Source organism: Kitasatospora sp. NPDC058046, from assembly GCF_042885595.1.
In the GTDB taxonomy this organism is placed as follows: Bacteria; Actinomycetota; Actinomycetes; order Streptomycetales; family Streptomycetaceae; genus Kitasatospora.
In genome coordinates this window covers 102,559-122,988 of record NZ_JBHVRS010000011.1, presented here as the reverse complement: position 1 = coordinate 122,988, position 20,430 = coordinate 102,559, and the positions used below count along the sequence as shown (strand labels likewise).

Annotated in this window: 15 protein-coding genes, 1 pseudogene and 1 riboswitch; of the genes and pseudogenes, 7 read left to right on the top strand and 9 right to left on the bottom strand. The window is 74.1% G+C overall.

Going from position 1 to position 20,430, the window contains the following annotated elements:
* Window positions 1-202 precede the first annotated feature (202 nt).
* The 3 genes from aceA (at window position 203) to ACFVU7_RS22920 (ending at window position 4,167) form a co-directional block, all read left to right on the top strand.
* Entirely contained in the window at window positions 203-1,495 is a 1,293-nt protein-coding gene (aceA, locus tag ACFVU7_RS22930; RefSeq protein ID WP_074003451.1) for an isocitrate lyase, read from the top strand.
* Window positions 1,496-1,662: 167 nt separating this feature from the next.
* Window positions 1,663-3,273 carry a malate synthase A gene (gene aceB / locus ACFVU7_RS22925; RefSeq protein WP_388046786.1) on the top strand — a complete coding sequence of 537 codons (1,611 nt, stop codon included), beginning with the start codon at window positions 1,663-1,665 and terminating at the stop codon, window positions 3,271-3,273.
* 27 nt (window positions 3,274-3,300) lie between these two features.
* On the top strand, window positions 3,301-4,167 hold the full coding sequence (locus tag ACFVU7_RS22920; protein WP_388046785.1) for a 3-hydroxybutyryl-CoA dehydrogenase: 867 nt from the start codon (window positions 3,301-3,303) through the stop codon (window positions 4,165-4,167).
* A gap of 258 nt (window positions 4,168-4,425) precedes the next feature.
* On the opposite strand, the pseudogene ACFVU7_RS22915 reads toward ACFVU7_RS22920, so the two are convergent.
* Window positions 4,426-5,073 (bottom strand): annotated as a pseudogene (locus ACFVU7_RS22915) (adenosylcobinamide amidohydrolase); the annotation flags it as partial.
* Between the two features lie 296 nt (window positions 5,074-5,369).
* Between ACFVU7_RS22915 and ACFVU7_RS22910 the strand changes: the two are divergent.
* The 3 genes from ACFVU7_RS22910 to ACFVU7_RS22900 are packed head-to-tail and all read left to right on the top strand — an operon-like array spanning window position 5,370 to window position 8,936.
* Entirely contained in the window at window positions 5,370-6,875 is a 1,506-nt protein-coding gene (locus tag ACFVU7_RS22910) for an MmgE/PrpD family protein (RefSeq protein WP_388046783.1), read from the top strand.
* Window positions 6,875-7,780, top strand: a complete 906-nt coding sequence (gene prpB, locus ACFVU7_RS22905; protein ID WP_388046781.1) for a methylisocitrate lyase — start codon at window positions 6,875-6,877, stop codon at window positions 7,778-7,780. Before ACFVU7_RS22910 ends, prpB begins: the two co-directional genes overlap by 1 nt.
* Window positions 7,781-7,799: 19 nt before the next feature.
* Entirely contained in the window at window positions 7,800-8,936 is a 1,137-nt protein-coding gene (locus tag ACFVU7_RS22900; RefSeq protein ID WP_388046779.1) for a bifunctional 2-methylcitrate synthase/citrate synthase, read from the top strand.
* 21 nt (window positions 8,937-8,957) lie between these two features.
* Here ACFVU7_RS22900 and ACFVU7_RS22895 read toward each other — a convergent pair whose 3' ends face one another.
* From ACFVU7_RS22895 to folP, 3 genes are all read right to left on the bottom strand, one after another.
* Window positions 8,958-9,629 carry a polysaccharide deacetylase family protein gene (locus ACFVU7_RS22895; RefSeq protein ID WP_388046777.1) on the bottom strand — a complete coding sequence of 224 codons (672 nt, stop codon included), beginning with the start codon at window positions 9,627-9,629 and terminating at the stop codon, window positions 8,958-8,960.
* Window positions 9,630-10,024: 395 nt separating this feature from the next.
* Window positions 10,025-11,488, bottom strand: coding sequence for a short-chain fatty acyl-CoA regulator family protein (locus ACFVU7_RS22890; protein ID WP_388046776.1), 1,464 nt, complete (start codon window positions 11,486-11,488; stop codon window positions 10,025-10,027).
* A 64-nt stretch (window positions 11,489-11,552) separates the two neighbouring features.
* Complete coding sequence (folP, locus tag ACFVU7_RS22885) at window positions 11,553-12,434, bottom strand: dihydropteroate synthase (protein WP_388046774.1); 882 nt, start codon at window positions 12,432-12,434, stop codon at window positions 11,553-11,555.
* Between the two features lie 134 nt (window positions 12,435-12,568).
* On the opposite strand from folP, the gene metF reads away from it, so the two are divergent.
* The gene (gene metF / locus ACFVU7_RS22880; protein ID WP_388046954.1) at window positions 12,569-13,486 is read left to right on the top strand and encodes a methylenetetrahydrofolate reductase [NAD(P)H]; all 918 of its coding nucleotides are present in this window, start codon (window positions 12,569-12,571) and stop codon (window positions 13,484-13,486) included.
* 83 nt (window positions 13,487-13,569) lie between these two features.
* Here the strand turns inward: metF and metE are convergent, their stop codons facing one another.
* The 5 genes from metE to ACFVU7_RS22855 form a co-directional block, all read right to left on the bottom strand.
* A complete protein-coding gene (metE, locus tag ACFVU7_RS22875; RefSeq protein WP_388046773.1) occupies window positions 13,570-15,885 on the bottom strand; it encodes a 5-methyltetrahydropteroyltriglutamate--homocysteine S-methyltransferase in 2,316 nt (771 codons plus the stop codon).
* 164 nt (window positions 15,886-16,049) lie between these two features.
* Window positions 16,050-16,287, bottom strand: a riboswitch (cobalamin riboswitch).
* An 82-nt stretch (window positions 16,288-16,369) separates the two neighbouring features.
* Window positions 16,370-16,687, bottom strand: a complete 318-nt coding sequence (locus ACFVU7_RS22870; RefSeq protein WP_388046771.1) for a hypothetical protein — start codon at window positions 16,685-16,687, stop codon at window positions 16,370-16,372.
* A gap of 18 nt (window positions 16,688-16,705) precedes the next feature.
* Complete coding sequence (locus ACFVU7_RS22865) at window positions 16,706-17,554, bottom strand: ECF transporter S component (protein WP_388046769.1); 849 nt, start codon at window positions 17,552-17,554, stop codon at window positions 16,706-16,708.
* The gene (locus ACFVU7_RS22860) at window positions 17,551-19,194 is read right to left on the bottom strand and encodes an ABC transporter ATP-binding protein (protein WP_388046767.1); all 1,644 of its coding nucleotides are present in this window, start codon (window positions 19,192-19,194) and stop codon (window positions 17,551-17,553) included. Before ACFVU7_RS22860 ends, ACFVU7_RS22865 begins: the two co-directional genes overlap by 4 nt.
* Window positions 19,191-20,429 (bottom strand): CbiQ family ECF transporter T component, encoded by a 1,239-nt coding sequence (locus ACFVU7_RS22855; RefSeq protein ID WP_388046766.1) that lies wholly within the window; start codon window positions 20,427-20,429, stop codon window positions 19,191-19,193. Before ACFVU7_RS22855 ends, ACFVU7_RS22860 begins: the two co-directional genes overlap by 4 nt.
* Window position 20,430: the final 1 nt, after the last annotated feature.

The following is a 20,430-nucleotide window of genomic DNA, read 5'->3' as shown; positions in this document are numbered from 1 at the left end:
GGCGGGGGTGCCAGAGTCGGTGCTGCGGCCGGGAGGTGCGCAGGACAGCCGCAGAACACCAGGTCGCTCGCGGTCCGGTGGGCTGTCCGGGCCTCCACGTCCCGCGGTGCGCCACCGCAGCCCGGCACCGTCCGGCCGCCCACTCGCCCTCGCGGTGAGGTGCGTCACATCCTTCGCAACGAGCACCCTGGGGAGCAGACCCATGACTCAGTCAGTCCGGCAGCAGCAGGAGCAGCAGGCGGCGGAGCTCGCCGCCCGGTGGGCCTCCGACCCGCGGTGGGCGGGCATCGAGCGCACGTACACGGCGGCGGATGTGGTCCGGCTGTCCGGGACGGTGCGCGAGGAGCACACCCTGGCCCGGCGCGGCGCCGAGCGGCTGTGGCGGCAGCTGCACGAGCAGGACTACGTCCACGCGCTCGGCGCGCTGACCGGCGGCCAGGCCGTGCAGATGGTGAAGGCCGGGCTGCAGGCGATCTACCTGTCCGGCTGGCAGGTCGCGGCCGACGCCAACCAGGCCGGGCAGACGTACCCGGACCAGAGCCTCTACCCCGCCAACTCCGTTCCCCAGGTGGTGCGTCGGATCAACAACGCGCTGCTGCGGGCGGACGGGATCGACGCGGCGGAGGGCAACGGCGGCCCGGACTGGCTGGTGCCGATCGTCGCCGACGCGGAGGCCGGCTTCGGCGGCCCGCTGAACGCCTTCGAGCTCACCAAGGGCATGATCGCGGCCGGCGCGGCGGGCATCCACTACGAGGACCAGCTGGCCTCCGAGAAGAAGTGCGGCCACCTCGGCGGCAAGGTGCTCGTCCCCACCGCCCAGCACATCCGCACCCTGAACGCCGCCCGCCTCGCGGCCGACATCGCCGACGTGCCGACCCTGATCGTCGCCCGCACCGACGCGCTCGCCGCCAACCTGCTGACCAGCGACGTGGACGAGCGCGACGCCCGGTTCTGCACCGGCGAGCGGACGGCCGAGGGCTTCTACCGGGTCGAGCCCGGCATGGCCCCGGTGATCTCGCGCGGCCTGGCCTTCGCCCCGTACGCGGACCTGCTCTGGGTGGAGACCGGCACCCCGGACCTGGAGCAGGCCCGGGAGTTCGCCGAGGCGGTCAAGGCCGAGCACCCGGACACGATGCTCGCCTACAACTGCTCGCCCTCCTTCAACTGGAAGGCCGCGCTGGACGACGACCAGATCGCCAAGTTCCAGCGGGAGTTGGGGGCGATGGGCTACCGCTTCCAGTTCATCACGCTGGCCGGCTTCCACGCGCTCAACCACTCGATGTTCCAGCTCGCCCGCGGCTACGCCGAGCACGGGATGACGGCCTACGTCGACCTCCAGGAGGCCGAGTTCGCGGCCGTGCCGGACGGCTACACCGCCGTGAAGCACCAGCGCGAGGTCGGCACCGGGTACTTCGACCTGGTCTCCACCGCGCTCAACCCGAACGCCGAGACGCTCGCCCTGACCGGCTCCACCGAGGCCGAGCAGTTCCACTGAGCCCGAAGGAGGCCGCCGGGCCCGAAGCGGGCCGCCGAGCCGGAAGGACAGCACCACCGAGCCACCCCGGCGGCCGCTTTGGGGAGCGGCCGCCGCCCACCCCGCCGCCCGGGGCCTCGTTGAGGGACGAGGCCCCGGGCGCCTTCCACCCGCCCCTGGAGCACCGGATGAGCCAGCCCAGCCGCATCGAGGTCCTCGGAGAACACGAGGACCGCTTCGACGAGATCCTCACCCCCGAGGCGCTCGCCTTCCTCGCCCGTCTGCACGACCGGTTCGCCGCCCGTCGCACCGCGCTGCTCGCCGAACGCGACCGGCGCCGCGCCGAGTTGGCGGACGGCGGCAGCCTCGACTTCCTCCCCGGGACCCGCGCCGTCCGCGAGGACCCGACCTGGCGCGTGGCCGGCGCCGGGCCGGGCCTGGCCGACCGCCGGGTGGAGATCACCGGCCCGCCCGAGCGCCGGATGACCGTCAACGCGCTCAACTCCGGTGCCAGGGTGTGGCTCGCCGACTTCGAGGACGCCACCACCCCCACCTGGCACAACCTGGTCTCCGGGCAGCTCAACCTGCTCGACGCGGTCGAACGCCGGATCGACGACACCACCCCGGAGGGCAAGCGCTACCGCATCGGCGACTCCCCCGCCACCATCGTCGTCCGCCCGCGCGGCTGGCACCTCGACGAGCAGCACCTGCTGGTCGACGGCCGCCCCGCCGTCGGCGCCCTGGTCGACTTCGGCCTCTACCTCTTCCACTGCGGCAAACGGCAGATCGAGCGCGGCAGCGGCCCGTACTTCTACCTGCCCAAGCTGGAGGACCACCGCGAAGCCCGGCTCTGGAACGAGGTCTTCGCCTTCGCCCAGGCCGAGTTGGGCATCCCGCACGGCACGATCCGGGCCACCGTGCTGATCGAGACCATCACCGCGGCCTTCGAGATGGACGAGATCCTCTACGAGCTGCGCGAGCACGCCGCCGGGCTCAACGCCGGGCGCTGGGACTACCTGTTCAGCCTGATCAAGAACTTCGCCCAGCACGGCCCGCGCTACGTCCTGCCGGACCGCGCCACCCTCACCATGACCCAGCCCTTCCTGCGCGCCTACACCGACCTGCTGGTGCGCACCTGCCACCGGCGCGGCGCCCACGCCATCGGCGGGATGGCCGCCGCCATCCCCCAGCGCGCCCCGGAGGCCAACGCGGTGGCCCTCACCAAGGTGCGCGCCGACAAGGAGCGGGAGGCCGGAGACGGCTTCGACGGCTCCTGGGTCGCCCACCCCGGCCTGGTCGCCACCTGCCGCACCGCCTTCGACGACGTCCTCGGCGACCGGCCGAACCAGCTCGACCGCACCCGCGAGGACGTCGAGGTCACCGCCGCCGACCTGCTCGGCGTGCACAGGCTGTCCGCCGGCCTGCCGACCGACCAGGGGCTGCGCTCCAACATCGCCGTCGCCCTGCGCTACCTCACCGCCTGGCTCGGCGGTTCCGGAGCCGTCGCCGTCTTCGGGCTGATGGAGGACGTCGCCACCGCCGAGATCGCCCGCTGCCAGATCTGGCAGTGGCAGCACCACTGCACCCGGCTGACCGGCGGCTCGCTCGTCACCCCGGACATGGTGCGGCGCCTGATCGACCGGGAGCGCGCCACGCTGCTCGCCGAGGGCGCCGACCCGACGCTGGTGGACGACGCGGTGCGGATCCTGGAGGACACCGCCCTCGGCGCCGACCTGCCCGCCTTCCTCACCACCGAGGCCTACGCCCGCCACCTCGTGCGGATCCGCACCGCGGCCTGAGCCGCCCCACCACGGAGGCAGTGCACCATGAACGACATCCGCCGCGTCGCGGTCGTCGGCGCCGGACAGATGGGCGCCGGCATCGCCGAGGTCTTCGCCCGCGCCGGGCTCGACACCGTCGTCTGCGAGGCCGGCCGGGACGCCCTGCGGACCGCCCGGGCCCGGATCGACCGCTCGCTGCACCGCGCCGCCGACCGCGGCCGGATCAGCGAGGAGCAGCGCACCGACGCCTGGGCCCACCTGCTGTTCGCCGACGACCTGGAGGCGCTCGCCGACCGCCAGTTGGTGGTCGAGGCCGTCGTCGAGGACGAACGGGTCAAGACCGAGGTGCTCACCACCCTGGACAAGGTGCTCGTCGCCGAGGACGCCGTCCTGGCCACCAACACCTCGGCCATCCCGGTCACCCGCCTCGGCATCGCCACCGGCCGGGCCTCCCACGTCCTGGGCCTGCATTTCTTCAACCCGGCCCCGGTGATGCCGCTGGTCGAGCTGGTGGCCTCGCTGCACACCGCCCCGACCGTCCTCGACCGGGTGGAGGGCTTCGCCCGGAACGTCCTCGGCAAGCACGTCGTCCACTCCCGCGACCGGGCCGGCTTCGTCGTCAACGCCCTGCTGGTGCCGTACCTGCTCGCCGCGATCCGGATGGCCGAGGCCGGCCACGCCAGCCCCGAGGACATCGACGCCGGGATGGTCCACGGCTGCGCCCACCCCATGGGGCCGCTCCAACTCGCCGACCTGATCGGGCTGGACACCGTCGAGGCGATCGCCCGGTCGATGTACGAGGAGTACAAGGAGCCGCTGTACGCGCCCCCGCCGCTGCTCTCCCGCATGGTGGAGGCCGGACTGCTCGGCCGCAAGAGCGGACGGGGGTTCCACGCGCACGCCTCGGCGTGACGAGCGCGCCCCGCCGGTGCCCGGCTCCCGTCGCGGAGGGCCGGGAACCGGCGGGGCGGCGTGGTTTCAGACGGTGACGCGTCCGAGCGCTCCGGGCGCTCCAGCCGGTCCGGGCGCTCCAGTTGCTCGGGGCACTCCAGCCGGTCCGGACGCTCCGGCTGAAAGGACGTCCGCCCGGTGGCAGTCCGGTCGGGGCCCCTGGTGCGGCACACCCGGCCCCTCCCGCCGCCGGGCCCGGTCGCGTTCCGCCCCGTCGAGGACGGCTCGGTGGACGGCGCGGGCCAGCCGGGAGCCCCAGACCGACCGCGGGCCGCCGAAGGGGTCGGCCGCCTCGCCGTCGACCGGGGTGCGGACGGCCACGCAGACGGCGTCGGACGGGGTGCCCGAGCACGAGTAGCCGGCGTCCAGGAGGGCCTGCACCTTCGCCTCGGTGGCCGTCGCCAGCAGGTTCACCAGCCCCGCGTCGGCCACCGGCGCGGGCACGACCGCGAGGATGTTGATCGTCCCCGGGACGTACGGACCGGGCGGTGCCGCGGCTGCCGCGGCCCAGGTCGGGACGCCGATGCCGGTCGTCACCAGGGCGACGGCGCCGCCGTCCTCACCCCAGGTGCAGTCGTCGACCTCCGCGGCGGTCATCAGCCCGACACCCGGCCCGCGCAGGCCCTCGGCCTCCGCCAGCTCCGCCAGGTGCCGCTCCGGGTCCATCCGGCTGTAGCCGGGCCGGACCTGGGCGTTCACCACCCAGCCGCGCTCGCCGATCCCGCCGCCCAGCACGGCGCTGCTGACCATCCGCCAGCCCGGGCCGGCCTTCCACACCAGCAGGTGACGACACGAGCCGTCCTCCGACCGCGCGGACCGGAGGACGGCGGGTCGCCGCAGCTCGGACACCAGGCTGTTCGCTGTGATCACCTCAGAGGCAGGGGGCGGTCGGGGCCGGCCCGGTCCGGCGGCGTGGTGCGGTGATCACCGGCGGAGGAGGCCCTGTGGATCCTAGCCCGCGAGACCGGTCCACAGGATTCGCGGGCTCTGCGGGTTCGCGGGCTCCGCAGGTTCGTACGATCCGCGGATTCGCAGGATTCGCGGATTCGCAGCCCGGAGCTGTCCGGATTCCGCGGATTGGCCTGCTGGATCCCCGCCCGCCGGCGCGGCAGCCTGGAGCGTACGAGCCCGTCAGGGCGGTCCCGACACTCCCGAGGAGTCCCGTGATCGAGCACCACGTCCGCGTCCATCCCAGCGCCGACCGGCTGCCGCGAGAGGAGCAGTTGGCCTGGAAACTGGCCGCCGTCGCGACCGCCACCGAGGAACTGGACCCGGCCGCCGTGGGCATGGCCGTCAACCGGGTCGTCGACAACGCCTCGGTGGCGGTCGCGTCGCTGCTGCGCCGGCCGGTGGCGGTGGCCCGGTCCCAGGCGCTCGCGCACCACGGGGCGCCCGGCGCCCGGGTGTTCGGCAGCCTGGCCAGGGTCTCCCCCGAGTGGGCGGCCTGGGCCAACGGCACCGCCGTGCGCGAGCTGGACTTCCACGACACCTACCTCGCCGCCGACTACTCCCACCCCGGGGACAACATCCCGCCGCTGCTGGCCGTCGCCCAGCACACCGGGCGCACCGGCGCCGACCTGCTGCGCGGCATCGTCGCCGCCTACGAGGTCCACGTCGCCCTGGTCAAGGGCATCTGTCTGCACGCCCACCGGATCGACCACGTCGCGCACCTGAGCGCGGCCACCGCCTGCGGGCTCGGCGCGCTGCTGCGGCTGCCGACGGAGACGGTGTACCAGGCGGTGCAGCAGGCCGTGCACACCACGACGGCGACCCGGCAGTCCCGCAAGGGCGAGATCTCCAGCTGGAAGGCCTTCGCCCCGGCCTTCGCCGGCAAGGCCGCGATCGAGGCGGTGGACCGGGCGATGCGCGGCGAGACCTCGCCCTCCCCGGTCTACGAGGGCGAGGACGGCTTCCTCGCCTGGATGCTCGACGGCCCGGACGCCGACTACACCGTGCCGCTGCCCGAGCCCGGCGAACCGCGCCGGGCGATCCTGGACACCTACACCAAGGAGCACTCCGCCGAGTACCAGGCCCAGGCGGTCATCGACCTGGCCCGGCGGCTGCGCGAGAAGACCGGGCCGCTGGAGCGGGTGCGCTCGGTGGTGCTGCACACCAGCCACCACACCCACCACGTCATCGGCTCCGGCGCCAACGACCCGCAGAAGTACGACCCCGGCGCCAGCCGGGAGACCCTCGACCACTCGATCCCGTACATCCTCGCCGTGGCCCTGGAGGACGGCGGCTGGCACCACGAGCGCTCCTACGCCCCCGAGCGCGCCAACCGCCCGGAGACCGTCGCCCTGTGGCGGAAGGTCAGCACGGTCGAGGACCCGGAGTGGACCCGCCGCTACCACGACCCCGACCCGCAGCACCGGGCCTTCGGCGGCCGGATCGTGATCACCCTGGACGACGGTTCCGTCGTCGAGGACGAGCTGGCCGTCGCCGACGCCCACCCGGCCGGCGCCCGCCCCTTCGACCGCCCCGCGTACCAGCGGAAGTTCCGCACCCTCACCGAGGGCGTCGTCACCCCCACCGACCAGGACCGCTTCCTGTCGGCCGCGGCCGGTCTCGCCGAGCTGACGACCGCCGGCCTCGACGAACTGTTCCCGGCCGTCGACTTCGAGGCCGTCCGCGAGTTCGACCGCACCCTGCCGAAGGGCCTGTTCTGATGCTGCACACCCGCACCACCGCCGCCGAACGCCGCCGGGCGCTGCGCGAACAGCTCGCCTCCGGACGGCTGCTGCGCGTCCCCGGCGCGATCAACCCGCTCTCCGCCCGCCTCATCCAGGACCTCGGCTTCGACGCCGTCTACCTCTCCGGCGCCGTCCTCGCCGCCGACCTCGGCCTGCCGGACATCGGCCTGACCACCTCCACCGAGGTCGCCGCCCGCGCCCAGCAGACCACCCGGGTCACCGACCTCCCGGTGCTGATCGATGCCGACACCGGCTTCGGCGAACCGATGAACGCCGCCCGCACCGTCCAGCTCCTGGAGGACGCGGGCCTGGCCGGGCTGCACCTGGAGGACCAGGTCAACCCCAAGCGCTGCGGCCACCTCGACGGCAAGACCATCACGCCCCGCGAGGAGATGGTCCGCCGGCTGCGCGCCGCCGTCGACGCCCGCCGCGACCCCGACTTCCTGCTGATGGCCCGCACCGACGCCCGCTCCGTCGAAGGACTCGGCGCCGCGATCGACCGGGCCAAGGCCTACGTCGACGCCGGAGCCGACGCGATCTTCCCCGAGGCCCTCGCCGACGAGGCCGAGTACGAGGCGTTCCGCAAGGCCGTGGACGTGCCGCTGCTCGCGAACCTCACCGAGTTCGGCAGGACCCCGCTGCTGGACACCCGCGCCCTGGAGAGCCTCGGCTACAACATCGCCCTCTACCCGGTCACCCTGCTGCGGCTCGCCATGGGCGCGATCGAGGACGGGCTGCGCACCATCGCCACCGAGGGCACCCAGCAGTCCCTCCTGCCGCGCATGCAGACCCGCTCCCGGCTGTACGAACTCCTCGGCTACGCCGACTACGCGGCCTTCGACTCGGCCGTCTTCGACTTCACCCTCCCGCCCGGCACCTGACCCGCACCGGAGACCAGCCATGCCCACCACCGCACCCGGGATCCACCGCGGCCTCGCCGGTGTCGTCGTCGACACCACCGGGATCTCCACCGTCATCCCGGAGACCAACTCCCTCACCTACCGCGGCTACCCCGTCCAGGACCTCGCCGCCCACCGCTCCTTCGAGGAGGTCGCCTACCTGCTCTGGCACGGCGAACTGCCCGACGGCGCCCAGCTGCGCGAGTTCCGGGCCCGCGAACGCGCCCTGCGCCCGCTCGACCGCACCACCGCCGAGCTGCTCGCGAAACTGCCCGAGACCTGCCACCCGATGGACGTGCTGCGCACCGCCGTCAGCTTCTTCGGCGCCGAGGACCCGACCGAGGACGACGGCCGCCCGGCGTCCAACCTCGCCAAGTCCCTGACCCTGCTGGCGAAACTGCCCACCGTCGTCGCCGCCGACCAGCGCCGTCGCCGGGGCCTCGCCCCGATCGCCCCGGACCCGGACCTCGGGTACGCGGAGAACTTCTTCCACATGTGCTTCGGCGCCGTGCCCGCCCCCGAGGTGGTCCGCTGCTTCGAGGTCTCGCTGGTGCTGTACGCCGAGCACAGCTTCAACGCCTCCACCTTCACCGCCCGCATCGTCACCTCCACCCTCTCCGACCTCTACAGCGCCGTCACCGCCGCGATCGGCGCGCTCAAGGGCCCGCTGCACGGCGGCGCCAACGAGGCCGTGATGCACATGCTGGAGGAGATCGGCGACCCGGCCCGCGCCGCCGACTGGCTCGACGACGCCCTCGCCTCCCGGCGGAAGATCATGGGCTTCGGCCATCGGGTCTACCAGCACGGCGACTCCCGCGTCCCGATCATGCAGGCCGCCCTCGACGACCTGGTGGCCCTGGCGGCCGACCCCGGGACGACCCGGCTGGCCGCCCTGCACGCGGCGCTGCGCGAGGCGGTGCTGGACCGCAAGGGCATCCACCCCAACCTCGACTACCCCGCGGGCCTCGCCTACCACCTGATGGGCTTCGACACCCCGGTCTTCACCCCGCTCTTCGTGATGAGCCGGGTCACCGGCTGGACCGCCCACATCACCGAACAGCTCGCCCACAACGCCCTGATCCGCCCGCTCGCCTCCTACGACGGCCCGGAACAGCGGCCGGTGCCGGCCTCCGCGTAGGAGACCGGCACCGCCGTCCGGTCAGGCCCGCGGGGTGGTGAAGCGGTAGCCGGAGTCGATCAGTGAGGGGAGGAAGCGCGTGAGAGCGGCCACCGTCTGCGAACGGTCGCCCCCGCCGTCATGGGTGAGCACGATCGCTCCCGGGCGCATCTCCTTCGTGAGCCGACCGAGGATCACGTCCGTCCCCGGCTCGGCCCAGTCCTCCGGGTCGACCGTCCAGCCCATCGGCCGCATCCCGAGCTCCCTGCTCGTCCTGAGCGTCCTCGGGGCCCAGTCCCCGCCCGGGGCCCGGAACCAGGCGGGCGACTTGCCGGTGATCCCGGCGAGGAGGTCGGAGGTGCGCGTCAGCTCCTCCCGCACCTGGGCGTCGTCGGGAAGGTGACGGAGGTCCGGATGGCTCCAGGTGTGGTTGCCGATGCGGTGCCCCCGCGCCGCGATCTCCCGGACCAGGTCGGGACGGGCGGCCGCGTTCTCGCCGATCAGGAAGAACGTCGCCCGGATCCCGTGCTTCTCCAGCAGCGCCAGGACGTCGGGGGTGTGGCGCGGATGGGGTCCGTCGTCGATGGTGAGGGCCACCACCTTCCCCTCCTCGGCGAGTTCGAACAGCGGCCGGCTCTCCGCCTCGGTCAGCACCCTGGGGGCTTCCGGGGCGGCTTCCGGCGCGGTTTCCGGGGCGGTTTCAGGCGCGGCCACCGGTGCGGCTTCCGGTGCGGCCGCCGGGGGCGCGGCCGCGGGCGGCGGCCCGGCGTTCCCTCTCGGCGCGGTACCGGGTTCCCCGGCCCGCCGTGCTCCCCCGCACCCTGCGGCGCCGAGGACCGACAACCCGGCCGCGGCCAGGATCAGCCTTCGCGAGACAATCTGATGATCTGACATTTTCTGGGTGTCCCCCGGGGCCTGACGCCCCCTCCCGGCGTTCACCCCGAGGGACCCACATCACCACCCGGAAGGGCCCAGGGCCACACGATCGGCGGCACGGTGCCGGATCCGTCGCCGTCGCCCGGCCTGCGGCCGGGACGCCCCGACCACAGGGCCCCGACCGCGGCACCCGGGTGCCGCCCGCCGCCGGTGCGACGTCTCGGCGGCACCGGTCAGCGGCGCCCCTCCCGATCTCCGTCGCGCCCTTCGGCGACGACCGGGTAGGGCACCCTGGTGCGCCGGTCCGGGTCCACCACCAGCCGGCCGCCGACGGGGGGCCGGGCCCGCTGGGCGCAGTCGGTCCGCTCGCAGATCCGGCAGCCCAGGCCGATCGGCGTGGCCGCCTCCCGGCCGTCTAGGGCGATGCCCTCGGCGTAGACCAGGCGGTGGGCGTGGCGCAGCTCGCAGCCGAGCGCGACGGCGAACTCGCTGCGCGGCGCGCGGTGGCCGAAGCCGCCGTGGGTGACGGTGCGGGCGATCCAGAAGTACCGCTTGCCGTCCGGCATTTCGGCGATCTGGGTGAGGATCCGCCCCGGCGCCGAGAAGGCCTCGTAGACCGTCCAGAGCGGGCAGGTGCCGCCGAGGCGGGAGAAGTGGAAGTCGGTCGCGGACTGCCGCTTGGAGATGTTGCCCGCCCGGTCGGCGCGCAGGAAGGAGAACGGCACGCCCCGGCGGCCGGTGCGCTGCAGGGTGCTCAGCCGGTGGCAGACCGTCTCGAAGCCGACCCCGAAGCGGGCGCCGAGCAGGTCGATGTCGTAGCGCAGCTCCTCGGCGGCGGCGTGGAAGGCCGAGTAGGGCATCAGCAGCGCGCCGGCGAAGTAGGTGGCGAGACCGATCCGGGCGAGGTCCGCCGCCTGGGGGGAGGTGAGGTCGGGCCCCGCCGCCGAGACCAGCGCGTCGAGCAGCGGCCGGTGCTCCAGCAGCGCGAGCTGGGTGGCCAGTTGGAAGGCCCGCTGGCCGTCGGTCAGCCACGCGGAGAGGCGGAGGATGCCGCTCGCCGGATCGAACCGGCGCATCTCCGCCTGCTGCCGGTGGTCCGCGTCGACCACCCGCACGCCGTGCCGCTCGCCGAGTGCGGCCGCCAGCGCGGCGGCGAGGCCGCCGGCCGTGGTCGCCCCGAGCGCGGTCGCGGTGCGCTCGGCCTGCTCCTCCAGGGCCGGGATGTGGTTGTGGTGCGTGTAGAAGAAGTCCCGTACCTCGTCGTGGGGTTCGGCCGGGCTGAGCGCGGCGGTCCCGGCGGCGTCGCCGAGATCGGCGACCCTGGCGGCCGCCTCCCGGTAGCGGCGGTACAGCGCGACGAGCGCCCGGGCCACGTCGGGGTGGTCCCGGCTCACCTCCGCGACGTCCTCGGCCGGGACGGGGGCGCCGCACGCCTCGTCGGCGAGGGCGGCGCGCAGGTCGGTGGCGAGGCGCTCCTCGTCGGCCTCGGAGAAGAACTCCGGGTCCACGCCGAACACCTCGGCGATCCGCAGCAGCACGGCGGCGGTGAGCGGGCGCTGGCTGTGCTCGATCTGGTTGAGGTAGCTGGTCGAGATGCCGAGCTCGTGGGCCAGCTCGACCTGGTTCATGCCGTGCTCGCGGCGCAGCCGGCGCAGCTTGGCGTGGGCGAAGATCTTGCGCCCGACGGGACGTGCCATGGTGCGACGCACCCCTCTTCTCTTTTCTTCCCCGGTCTTCTCTTCCCCGGATGGTTGCGAAGGCCTACACCGGCACCTGGCCGGCGGTCATCCGGTGGGCCCGTACGGCCGCCTCGACCCGCACCGCGTCGGCGGCCGCCCGCACCTCGTGGACCCGTACGGCCCAGGCGCCCTGCGCGGCGGCCAGGACGGCCGCGGCCGAGGTCGCGTCGTCCCGCTCCCGGGCCGGGCGGGGCGCGCCGGTGGCCGGGTCGGCCAGCAGTTCGCCGAGGAAGCGCTTGCGGGAGGGCCCGACCAGGAGCGGGCGGTCCAGCACGGCCCAGGTGTCCAGGGCGGCGAGCAGCGCCCAGTCGTCGCCCCGGCCCTTGGCGAAGCCGAGGCCGGGGTCGAGGACGACCTGCTCCGGGTCGACGCCGGCCGACACCACGGCGTCCAGTTGGCGCCCCACTTCGGCGACCACCTCGGCGACGACGTCCCCGTAGTCCGCCAGGTCGTCCATCCCCTGGGACTGCCCCCGCCAGTGCATGACGACGAACGGCACGCCGGCCCGCGCGGCCGTCTTCGCCATGGCCTCGTCCGCCCGGCCGCCGCTGACGTCGTTGATGATCCGGGCCCCGGCGTCCACCGCGGCCTCGGCGACCCGGGCGCGCATCGTGTCGATGCTCACCAGGACGCCCTGCCGGGCGAGACCGCGCACCACCGGCAGCACCCGCGCGAGCTCCTCCTCGACCGGCACCCGACGGGCGCCGGGGCGGGTCGACTCGCCGCCCACGTCCACCATGTCGGCCCCCCGCGCGGCCAGCGCCAGTCCGTGCTCCACCGCCCGGCCCGGGTCCAGCCAGCATCCCCCGTCCGAGAACGAGTCCGGGGTGACGTTGAGGATTCCCATGACCGCGCAGCGACCCCAGTCGGGAAGTCCGGGAAGGGCGTACGAATGTCTTTCCATGCCCCTATTGTGCAGCCTCCGGAGGCCGCTCCGCGACCACCCCCGAAGGCCATCGACCGTCATTGGCGAAAACCCGCGTATCACACTGTGGACTTTCCACCACGCCATTCCGACCGGGCGTATACCGTCCTGTCATGACACTCGGGAAACCCTCCACGCGCACCGACCGGGCGGCAACCGTCCGCGACCTCCTTGCCACCGGAAAGCACTCCTATTCGTTCGAGTTCATGCCACCGCGGAACGCCGAGGCGGAAGCCGGCCTGTGGAACGCGATCCGCCGACTGGAGGCGCTCTCCCCCACCTTCGTCTCGGTGACCTACGGTGCGGGCGGCTCGACCCGGGAGCGGACGGTGAACGTCACCGGCCGCATCGCCCAGGAGACGACCCTCACCCCGGCCGCCCATCTGACCGCCGTCGGCCACAGCGTCGGCGAGCTCAGGAACATCCTCGGGCACTACGCCGACCAGGGAGTACGGAACATCCTGGCCCTGCGCGGCGACCCTCCGGGCGACCCGCTGGGCGCCTGGGTCCGGCATCCGGGCGGGGTCGAGTACGCCGCCGACCTGGTTCACCTCGTCAAGGACTCGGGCGACTTCTGCGTCGGGGTGGCGGCTTTCCCGGAAATGCACCCGCGGTCACCGGACTGGGACTCGGAAATCCGGCACTTCGTCACGAAGTGCCGTTCCGGAGCCGACTACGCGATCACCCAGATGTTCTTCGAGGTGGACGGATACCTCCGTTTCCGTGACCGTCTCCAGAAGGCCGGATGCGATATTCCAGTGATTCCGGAGATCATGCCGGTGACCAGTATCCGGTCACTGCGCCGAATTCCGACCCTGAGCACCGCTGCCATTCCCACGGCCCTCTCCGACCGCATGCTGGAACACCAGGACGATCCCGCCGCCGTGCGGTCGATCGGGATCGAGCACGCCACCGCCATGTGCCGGCGGTTGCTTTCCGAAGGCGTGCCCGGGCTGCATTTCATGACCATGAACTTCTCCACGGTCACCACCGAGATCTATCAGAACCTCGGACTGCCTCGGTCCGGCTGAACGGGCATGCGGGCCGCGCCGCGACGCGGCCCGCATGCCGTGGCGGGCGTCCCGAACCGGCGGAGGAGTCCCGCCCGGCCGCGTCAGCCGGCGAGTTCCTCGCGCAGCAGGCGGGCGGCGCCGACCAGGCTCTCCAGCGAGGCCCGGGTCTCCGTCCAACCGCGGGTCTTCAGTCCGCAGTCCGGGTTGACCCAGAGCCGTTCGGCCGGGATCGCGGCCAGGCCCGCGCGCAGCAGGGAGACGGCCTCCTCGGTGCTGGGGACGCGCGGGGAGTGGATGTCCCAGACGCCGGGGCCGACCTCGCGCGGGTAGCCCGCCTCGGCCAGCTCGCCCGCCACCTCCATGTGGGAGCGGGTCGCCTCCAGGGAGATGACGTCGGCGTCGAGGTCGTCGATCGCCGTCATGATGGCGCCGAACTCGGCGTAGCACATGTGGGTGTGGATCTGGGTGTCGGCGCGGACGCCGGAGGTGGCCAGGCGGAAGGCCTCGGTGGCCCAGTCCAGGTACGCCGGGCGGGCGGCGGCCCGCAGCGGGAGGGTCTCGCGCAGGGCCGGCTCGTCGACCTGGACGACGGCGGCGCCCCCGGCCTCCAGGTCGACGACCTCGTCGCGCAGGGCGAGGGCGACCTGGCGGGCGGTGTCGGCGAGCGGCTGGTCGTCGCGGACGAAGGACCAGGCGAGCATGGTGACCGGGCCGGTCAGCATGCCCTTCACGGGGCGGTCGGTCAGGCCCTGCGCGTAGCGGAACCAGTCGACGGTCATCGGGTGCGGCCGGGAGATGTCCCCGGCGAGGACCGGCGGGCGCACGTACCGGGTGCCGTAGGACTGCACCCAGCCGTGCCGGGTGGCCAGGTAGCCGGTGAGCTGCTCGGCGAAGTACTGGACCATGTCGTTGCGCTCGGGCTCGCCGTGCACCAGGACGTCCAGGCCGGCCTTCTCCTGGTACGCGATGACCTCGCGGACCTCGGCCTCCATCCGCTCCCGGTACGTGGCGCCGTCGATCCGACCGGCCGTCAGATCGGCCCGGGCGACGCGCAGTTCGGTGGTCTGCGGGAAGGAGCCGATGGTGGTGGTCGGCAGCAGCGGCAGGCCGAGCCGGGCACGCTGGGCCTCGGCCCGCTGCGGGTAGGCCTGGGCGCGACGGGCGTCCGCGTCGGTGACGGCGGCGATCCGGGCGCGCACCGCCGGGTCGCGGGTGATCGGCGAGCCCGCGCGGGAGGCCAGGTCGGCCCGGTTGGCCGCGAGGTCGGCGGCGATCGCGCCGGTGCCCTCGCGCAGGCCGCGGGCGAGCAGCGCCGCCTCGGCGGCCTTCTGCTTGGCGAAGGCCAGCCAGCGGGCGATCTGCGGGTCGATGTCGCGTTCGAGGGTGGCGTCGATCGGCACGTGCAGCAGGGAGCAGGACGGCGCGACGTCGACGGTGTCGGCGAGGCCCAGCAGGGTCGCCAGGGTCGTGAGGGACTTCTCCAGGTCGTTGATCCAGATGTTGCGCCCGTCGATCACCCCCGCCACCAGCCGCTTGCCGGGCAGGCCTCCGGCGGCGGCGAGGTCCTCCAGGTTGGCCGCGGCCGGGCCGGTGAAGTCCAGTGCCAGACCCTCGATCGGGGCCTTCGCCAGGACCGGCAGGGCGTCGCCGAGCCGGTCGAAGTAGCTGGCGACCAGCAGCTTGGGCCGGTCGGTGAGGGCGCCCAGCTCGCGGTAGGCGCGGGCGGCGGCGTTGAGCTCGGCCGGGGTGCGGTCCTGGACCAGCGCGGGCTCGTCCAGCTGCACCCACTCGGCGCCGGCGGCGCGCAACCCGGCCAGCAGCTCCGCGTAGACGGGCAGCAGCCGGTCCAGCAGGGTGATCGGCTGGAAGTCGGCGGCCACCCCGGGCGCCGGCTTGGCGAGCAGCAGGTAGGTGACCGGCCCGACCAGCACCGGCCGGGCCGCGTGGCCGAGCAGCAGCGCCTCGCGCAGCTCGCCGACGGCCTTGGCCGGGTTCGCCGTGAACACCGTGTCCGGCCCCAGCTCCGGCACCAGGTAGTGGTAGTTGGTGTCGAACCACTTGGTCATCTCCAGCGGGGCGACGTCCTGGTTGCCGCGCGCCATGGCGAAGTACCCGTCCAGCGGGTCGGCTTCGACGGCGGCCCGGTGCCGGGGCGGGATCGCGCCGACGGCGACGGTGGTGTCCAGCACGTGGTCGTAGAACGAGAAGTCACCGGTCGGGACCTCTTCGACGCCGGAGTCGGCGAGCTGCTGCCAGTTCCCCCGGCGCAGGTCGGCGGCGGTGGCCAGCAGCACCTCGGCGGTGACCGAGCCCTTCCAGTAGCCCTCGATGGCCTTCTTGAGCTCCCGGCCCCGGCCCTGGCGGGGGTAGCCGTACGCGGTGGCGACGCTCGCCGCGGCTGCGGACTTCGTGGTCAAGGGACTCTCCTTCGCGAGTCTGTTCTCCTCAGGTACCCGGAGACGGCACGAGGGCGCGAAGGGATGACGTACCCGGCGGCGGCCGTCACGGGAACGTACGGGCCTGGTCCGCCTGGTATGGTCGCCGACCCGCCCACGAGGTCACCGGATAGCCGCGCGCGGGTCGTCCGCGGGCGGGCAGTGGCAGGTCTTCGGACTCGCGGGCGCGTCCGTCCCGTGAAGGGCGGACACCTACTGGCCGTCGCTTCCCAGACCCGTCCCGGGTCCAGTGCGTATGACGGCGGTCGTTCCCACTCACCGCTGCGGGGCAGTCCCGGACTGGCCAGTCGAAAGGCGTCACCGGGTTCCCTCTTGCGACGCCCTGCCTGGCGGACAGGGCGAACCAGCTGCACCGTCAGCTTAGGGGCAAAGCGCCGGGCCTGGCGCGGGAATCTCGGAACCCGTCCGGATGGTGGGACGCCACCACGGCTCGCGGGGCCGGTGGTCAGGTCCGCGTCGGGGTGTCCGGCGTGCCGGGCAGGGCGGCGCGGATGTCCGCGAGCAGTCCGGTCAGGCCGCGTCCCGGCCCCAGCCGGGCGTCCAGTCGCGCACGCTGGTCGGCGGGGATGCCCGCCAGTAGCCGTTCGGCTTCGCCCAGCAGCTGCCGTCCCCGCTGGAGGTCTGACCTCATCCTGGCGACCTGCGCCTGCGCTCCGCCCAGCTGGCGGCGGGCGGATTCCAGTGCGGCATGCTGTTCCGGGGTCAGGACGACGACCTCGACCCCGTCCAGCGTCATCGTCCGGTGCTTCGCGGGCTTGGGCACGATGGTCGGCCTTTCGGTTCAGGGGTGCGCCGGGCCGGTGGGCCGCGCGGCGGTCGGCGGCCCCACCGTGGTGTCCGGGCCGGGCGGGGCCTCGAAGCGCACCGTGGGCTCGAAGTTGGCGCGGCGGGCCGCGCGGCGGAAGACGGTGAGGACGGCCGGCCCGACGACGAGCACGGCGGTGAAGGTGGTGACGGCGCGGCCGGTGTCCCAGCCGAGCGAGGTGGCCAGGTCGAACAGCAGGTAGCGGTGCCACTGCTCGGTGAAGGGCAGGCCCGGCAGGTAGGCGATCGAGCTGTTCGGGTCGGTGGAGAACGGCCAGAAGGAGAGGTTCAGCAGGAAGCCGAAGAGGTAGCCGGAGAACGCCCCGTACCCGGCCAGCAGCGGCACCTCCCAGCGCCGCCCGGCCCCCGGCAGCAGCCCGGCGAGCATGCCGACGAAGGCGCAGCCGAACATCTGGTACGGCATCCAGGGGCCGACCCCGCCGGTGAGCAGCGCGGAGGCGAACAGCGAGGTGCAGCCGAGGGTGAAGCCGAAGCCGGGGCCGAAGACCCGGCCGGCCAGCACCAGGATGAAGAAGACCGTCTCCACTCCGGCGGTCCCGGCGCCGAGCGGGCGGAGTCCGGCGTTGACGGCGGACAGGACGCCGAGCATGGCGAGGGCCTTGGCGTCGATGCCGCCCGCGGAGATCTCCGCGATGACGACGGCGAGCACCAGGACCAGCAGGGCGCCGAAGATCAGCGGCGGGGCGTAGTTGGAGCCGAACCGCCCGGGCGCGACGACGAACGGCCAGGTGAAGGCCACCAGCCCGATGAAGGCGGCCAGGGCGACGACGACGCGGGCCCGGCCGGGGATCCGGACGGCGGTCACCGGGCGGCCTCCACCGCTTCCACGGCCGCCGCGACCTGACGTACCGTCAGATAGCCGAGCGGGGCGAGGATCTTGGCGGTCTGCGGGGCGAAGGTGGGCGAGGCGACGATGACCTCGGCGGTGGGCCCGTCGGCGACGATCTCGCCCTCGGCCATCACCACGACGCGGTCGGCGGCGGAGGCGACGAACTCGACGTCGTGGGTGGAGACGACGACCGTACGGCCTTCGGCGGCGAGGGCGTCCACGATGCCGGTGAGCGCCTCCTTCGCCTGGTAGTCGAGCCCGCGGGTGGGTTCGTCCAGCAGCACGACCCTTGGTGCGGCGGCGAGTTGGATCGCCAGGACGAGGGCCAGCTTCTGCCCCTCGGAGAGGTCCCGGGGGTGGGTGCCGTCCGGGATCCCGGGGGCCAGGCGGTCGAGGACCTGCCGGGCGGTCGGCCCGCCGGCGCCGTCGGCTTCGAGGTCGCTCTGGGCGAGTTCCTGGGCGACCGTCTCCAGGTACAGCAGGTCGGTGGGGGTCTGCGGGACGAGCCCGACCAGCTGCCGGGCCCGGGCCGCAGGCAGCCGCTTGGGGTCCGCGGCCGGGCCGCCCCCGGCGCCGGTGACCTTCACGCTGCCGCCCTGGCGGGGCCCGGAGCCCTGGAGGGCCCACAGGAGCGAGGACTTGCCGGACCCGTTGCGGCCCATCAGCGCCGTGACCTCGCCCGCCCGCAGCTCCAGCCGGACGTCCCGGACGGCGGCCACCGGCCCGTACCGGACGACGACCCCCGTCGCCTCCAGCACCGGTTCCCCCGCCACCGCTGCCCGGCGCGGCGGGGGAACCGGCAGGTCCGTGAGCCTCTCCCGCAGCGGCGCGGCGGCCCGGCGGGCGTCCCGGACGGACAGCGGCAGCGGCCGCCAGCCGGCCAGTCGGCCGAGGTCGACGACGGGCGGCGCGATCGCGGTGTCCCGGAAGACCTCGGCCGGGGGGCCGTGCACGACCGTCCCGTCGCCGGGCAGGTAGGCGACCCGGTCGGCATACTGGACGACCCGCTCCAGGCGGTGCTCGGCCAACAGGACGGTCACGCCGAGGTCGTGGACCAGCCGGGTGATCGCGGCCAGCACCTCCTCGGCGGCGGTCGGGTCGAGCGCGGAGGTCGGCTCGTCCAGCACCAGGACGCGCGGGTGCGCGGTGAGCACCGAGCCGATGGCGACGCGCTGCTGCTGGCCGCCGGAGAGCTCGTACAGGGCCCGGTGGCGCAGGTCGGCCAGGCCGAGCAGGTCCAGGGTCTCCTCGACCCGCTTGCGCATGGTCTCCGGCGGGATCGCCAACTGCTCCATGACGTACGCCAGTTCCTCCTCCACCGTGTCGGTGGTGAAGCCGGCCAGCGGGTCCTGCCCGACCACGCCGACCACGTCGGCGAGTTCGCGCGGCGGGTGGTGGGCGGTGTCGCGGCCGTCCACGGTGACCCGGCCGCGCAGGGTTCCGCCGGTGAAGTGCGGCACCAGGCCGTTGACGGCGCCGAGCAGGGTCGACTTGCCGACACCGGTGCGGCCGACCACCAGGCAGAGCTCGCCCTCCGGGATGTGCAGGTCGACGTCGCGCAGGACGGGCGTGCTCTCGCCGTCGTACACCACGCCGACCCGGTCGAATCGGATCACGTGCTCACCTCGGAGGTCGTGCGGTCGGTGCGGTCGGTGGGGGCGGCGTCGGGACGTGCGGCCGGGCGCGGCCCCGGCCCGGCGGCGGGTCCGGGCGGCCGGCCGGGCGGCGGCGAGACGATCCCGGCCGCCCCCGCCAGCAGCAGGGCGAGCACCGGGACGAGCGGCAGAGTCGGCCAAGTCAGCGGGTACAGCGAGGGGTTGAGGTCGGTGGCGTCGTAACCGACGGTGGCGAACAGCAGCACGGCGGCGGTCACCCCGCAGCCGGCCACGCCCCACTCGGCGGCCCGCCAGCGGTCCGGCCGGTAGGTGGTGCGCCGCACCCGCCGCCCGCCGAGCAGCAGGCCCGCCACGCAGAGCACGGCGCCCGCGAGGAAGGCGGGCAGGCCGAGCGCGGCCGGGGCCGTCCCGTCCAGCAGCCCGTACACCCCGGCGCACAGGCCGCACATGCCGAGCAGCATCAGCGCGCCGGTCAGCCGACGGGAGCGGCGCGAGGCGGTGCCGGAACGCCCGTAGCCGCGCGAGTCCATCGCGGCCGCGAGGCTGAGCGAACGCTCCAGCGCGTCCTCCAGGACCGGCACCACGATGCTGCGCAGGGCGCGGACGCCCTTGCGCCGGCCGGCGCGCAACCGCCGTGCCCGGGCGACCCGTTGGACGCTCTGCACCAGCTGGGGCGCGACGCTGAGCGACACCGTCACCGCGACGCCCAGCTCGTACAGGGCCCCGGGCAGCACCCGCAGCGCCCGCTTGGGGTTCGCCAGGGTGTTCGCGGCGCCGATGCAGCAGATCAGACAGGCCAGCCGCAGCCCGTCGAAGGCCGCCGAGAGCGTGGCCTCCAGCGAGACCGGGCCGCCGATCTCGATGCCCGCGTACCAGGCGGGGGTCGGGATGTGCGGCAGGGAGAAGAGCAGGTGGTCGTGCGGGGTGACACCGGTGGCGAAGACGCACCGGAAGACCACCCGGATCGCCACCACCGTCAGGGCCAGCCACAGGTAGTAGGCGAACCCGCGCGCCCACGGCGCCTCGCTGCGGCGGGCGGTGACCACGAAGCCGAGCACGGCGAGGACGAGCAGGAGCAGCAGCGGGTTGGTGGTGCGGCTGGCCGCCGTCGCCAGGGCGAGCGCCCAGGCCCACCAGGCCAGCGGGTGGAGGTTGCGCGGGACGCGCCGGCCCCCCGCGGCCCGCCCGGGGGCGCGCTGCGGGGAGCCGGACTCGCGTGTGTCGAGCGTGCCCACC

Excerpts from the sequence above, each read along its gene's own strand:
- aceA (WP_074003451.1), top strand. The coding sequence starts at position 203 with ATGACTCAGTCAGTCCGGCAGCAGCAGGAGCAGCAGGCGGCGGAGCTC.
- aceB (WP_388046786.1), top strand. The coding sequence starts at position 1,663 with ATGAGCCAGCCCAGCCGCATCGAGGTCCTCGGAGAACACGAGGACCGC.
- ACFVU7_RS22920 (WP_388046785.1), top strand. The coding sequence starts at position 3,301 with ATGAACGACATCCGCCGCGTCGCGGTCGTCGGCGCCGGACAGATGGGC.
- prpB (WP_388046781.1), top strand. The coding sequence starts at position 6,875 with ATGCTGCACACCCGCACCACCGCCGCCGAACGCCGCCGGGCGCTGCGC.
- ACFVU7_RS22900 (WP_388046779.1), top strand. The coding sequence starts at position 7,800 with ATGCCCACCACCGCACCCGGGATCCACCGCGGCCTCGCCGGTGTCGTC.
- ACFVU7_RS22890 (WP_388046776.1), bottom strand. The coding sequence starts at position 11,488 with ATGGCACGTCCCGTCGGGCGCAAGATCTTCGCCCACGCCAAGCTGCGC.
- folP (WP_388046774.1), bottom strand. The coding sequence starts at position 12,434 with ATGGAAAGACATTCGTACGCCCTTCCCGGACTTCCCGACTGGGGTCGC.
- metF (WP_388046954.1), top strand. The coding sequence starts at position 12,569 with ATGACACTCGGGAAACCCTCCACGCGCACCGACCGGGCGGCAACCGTC.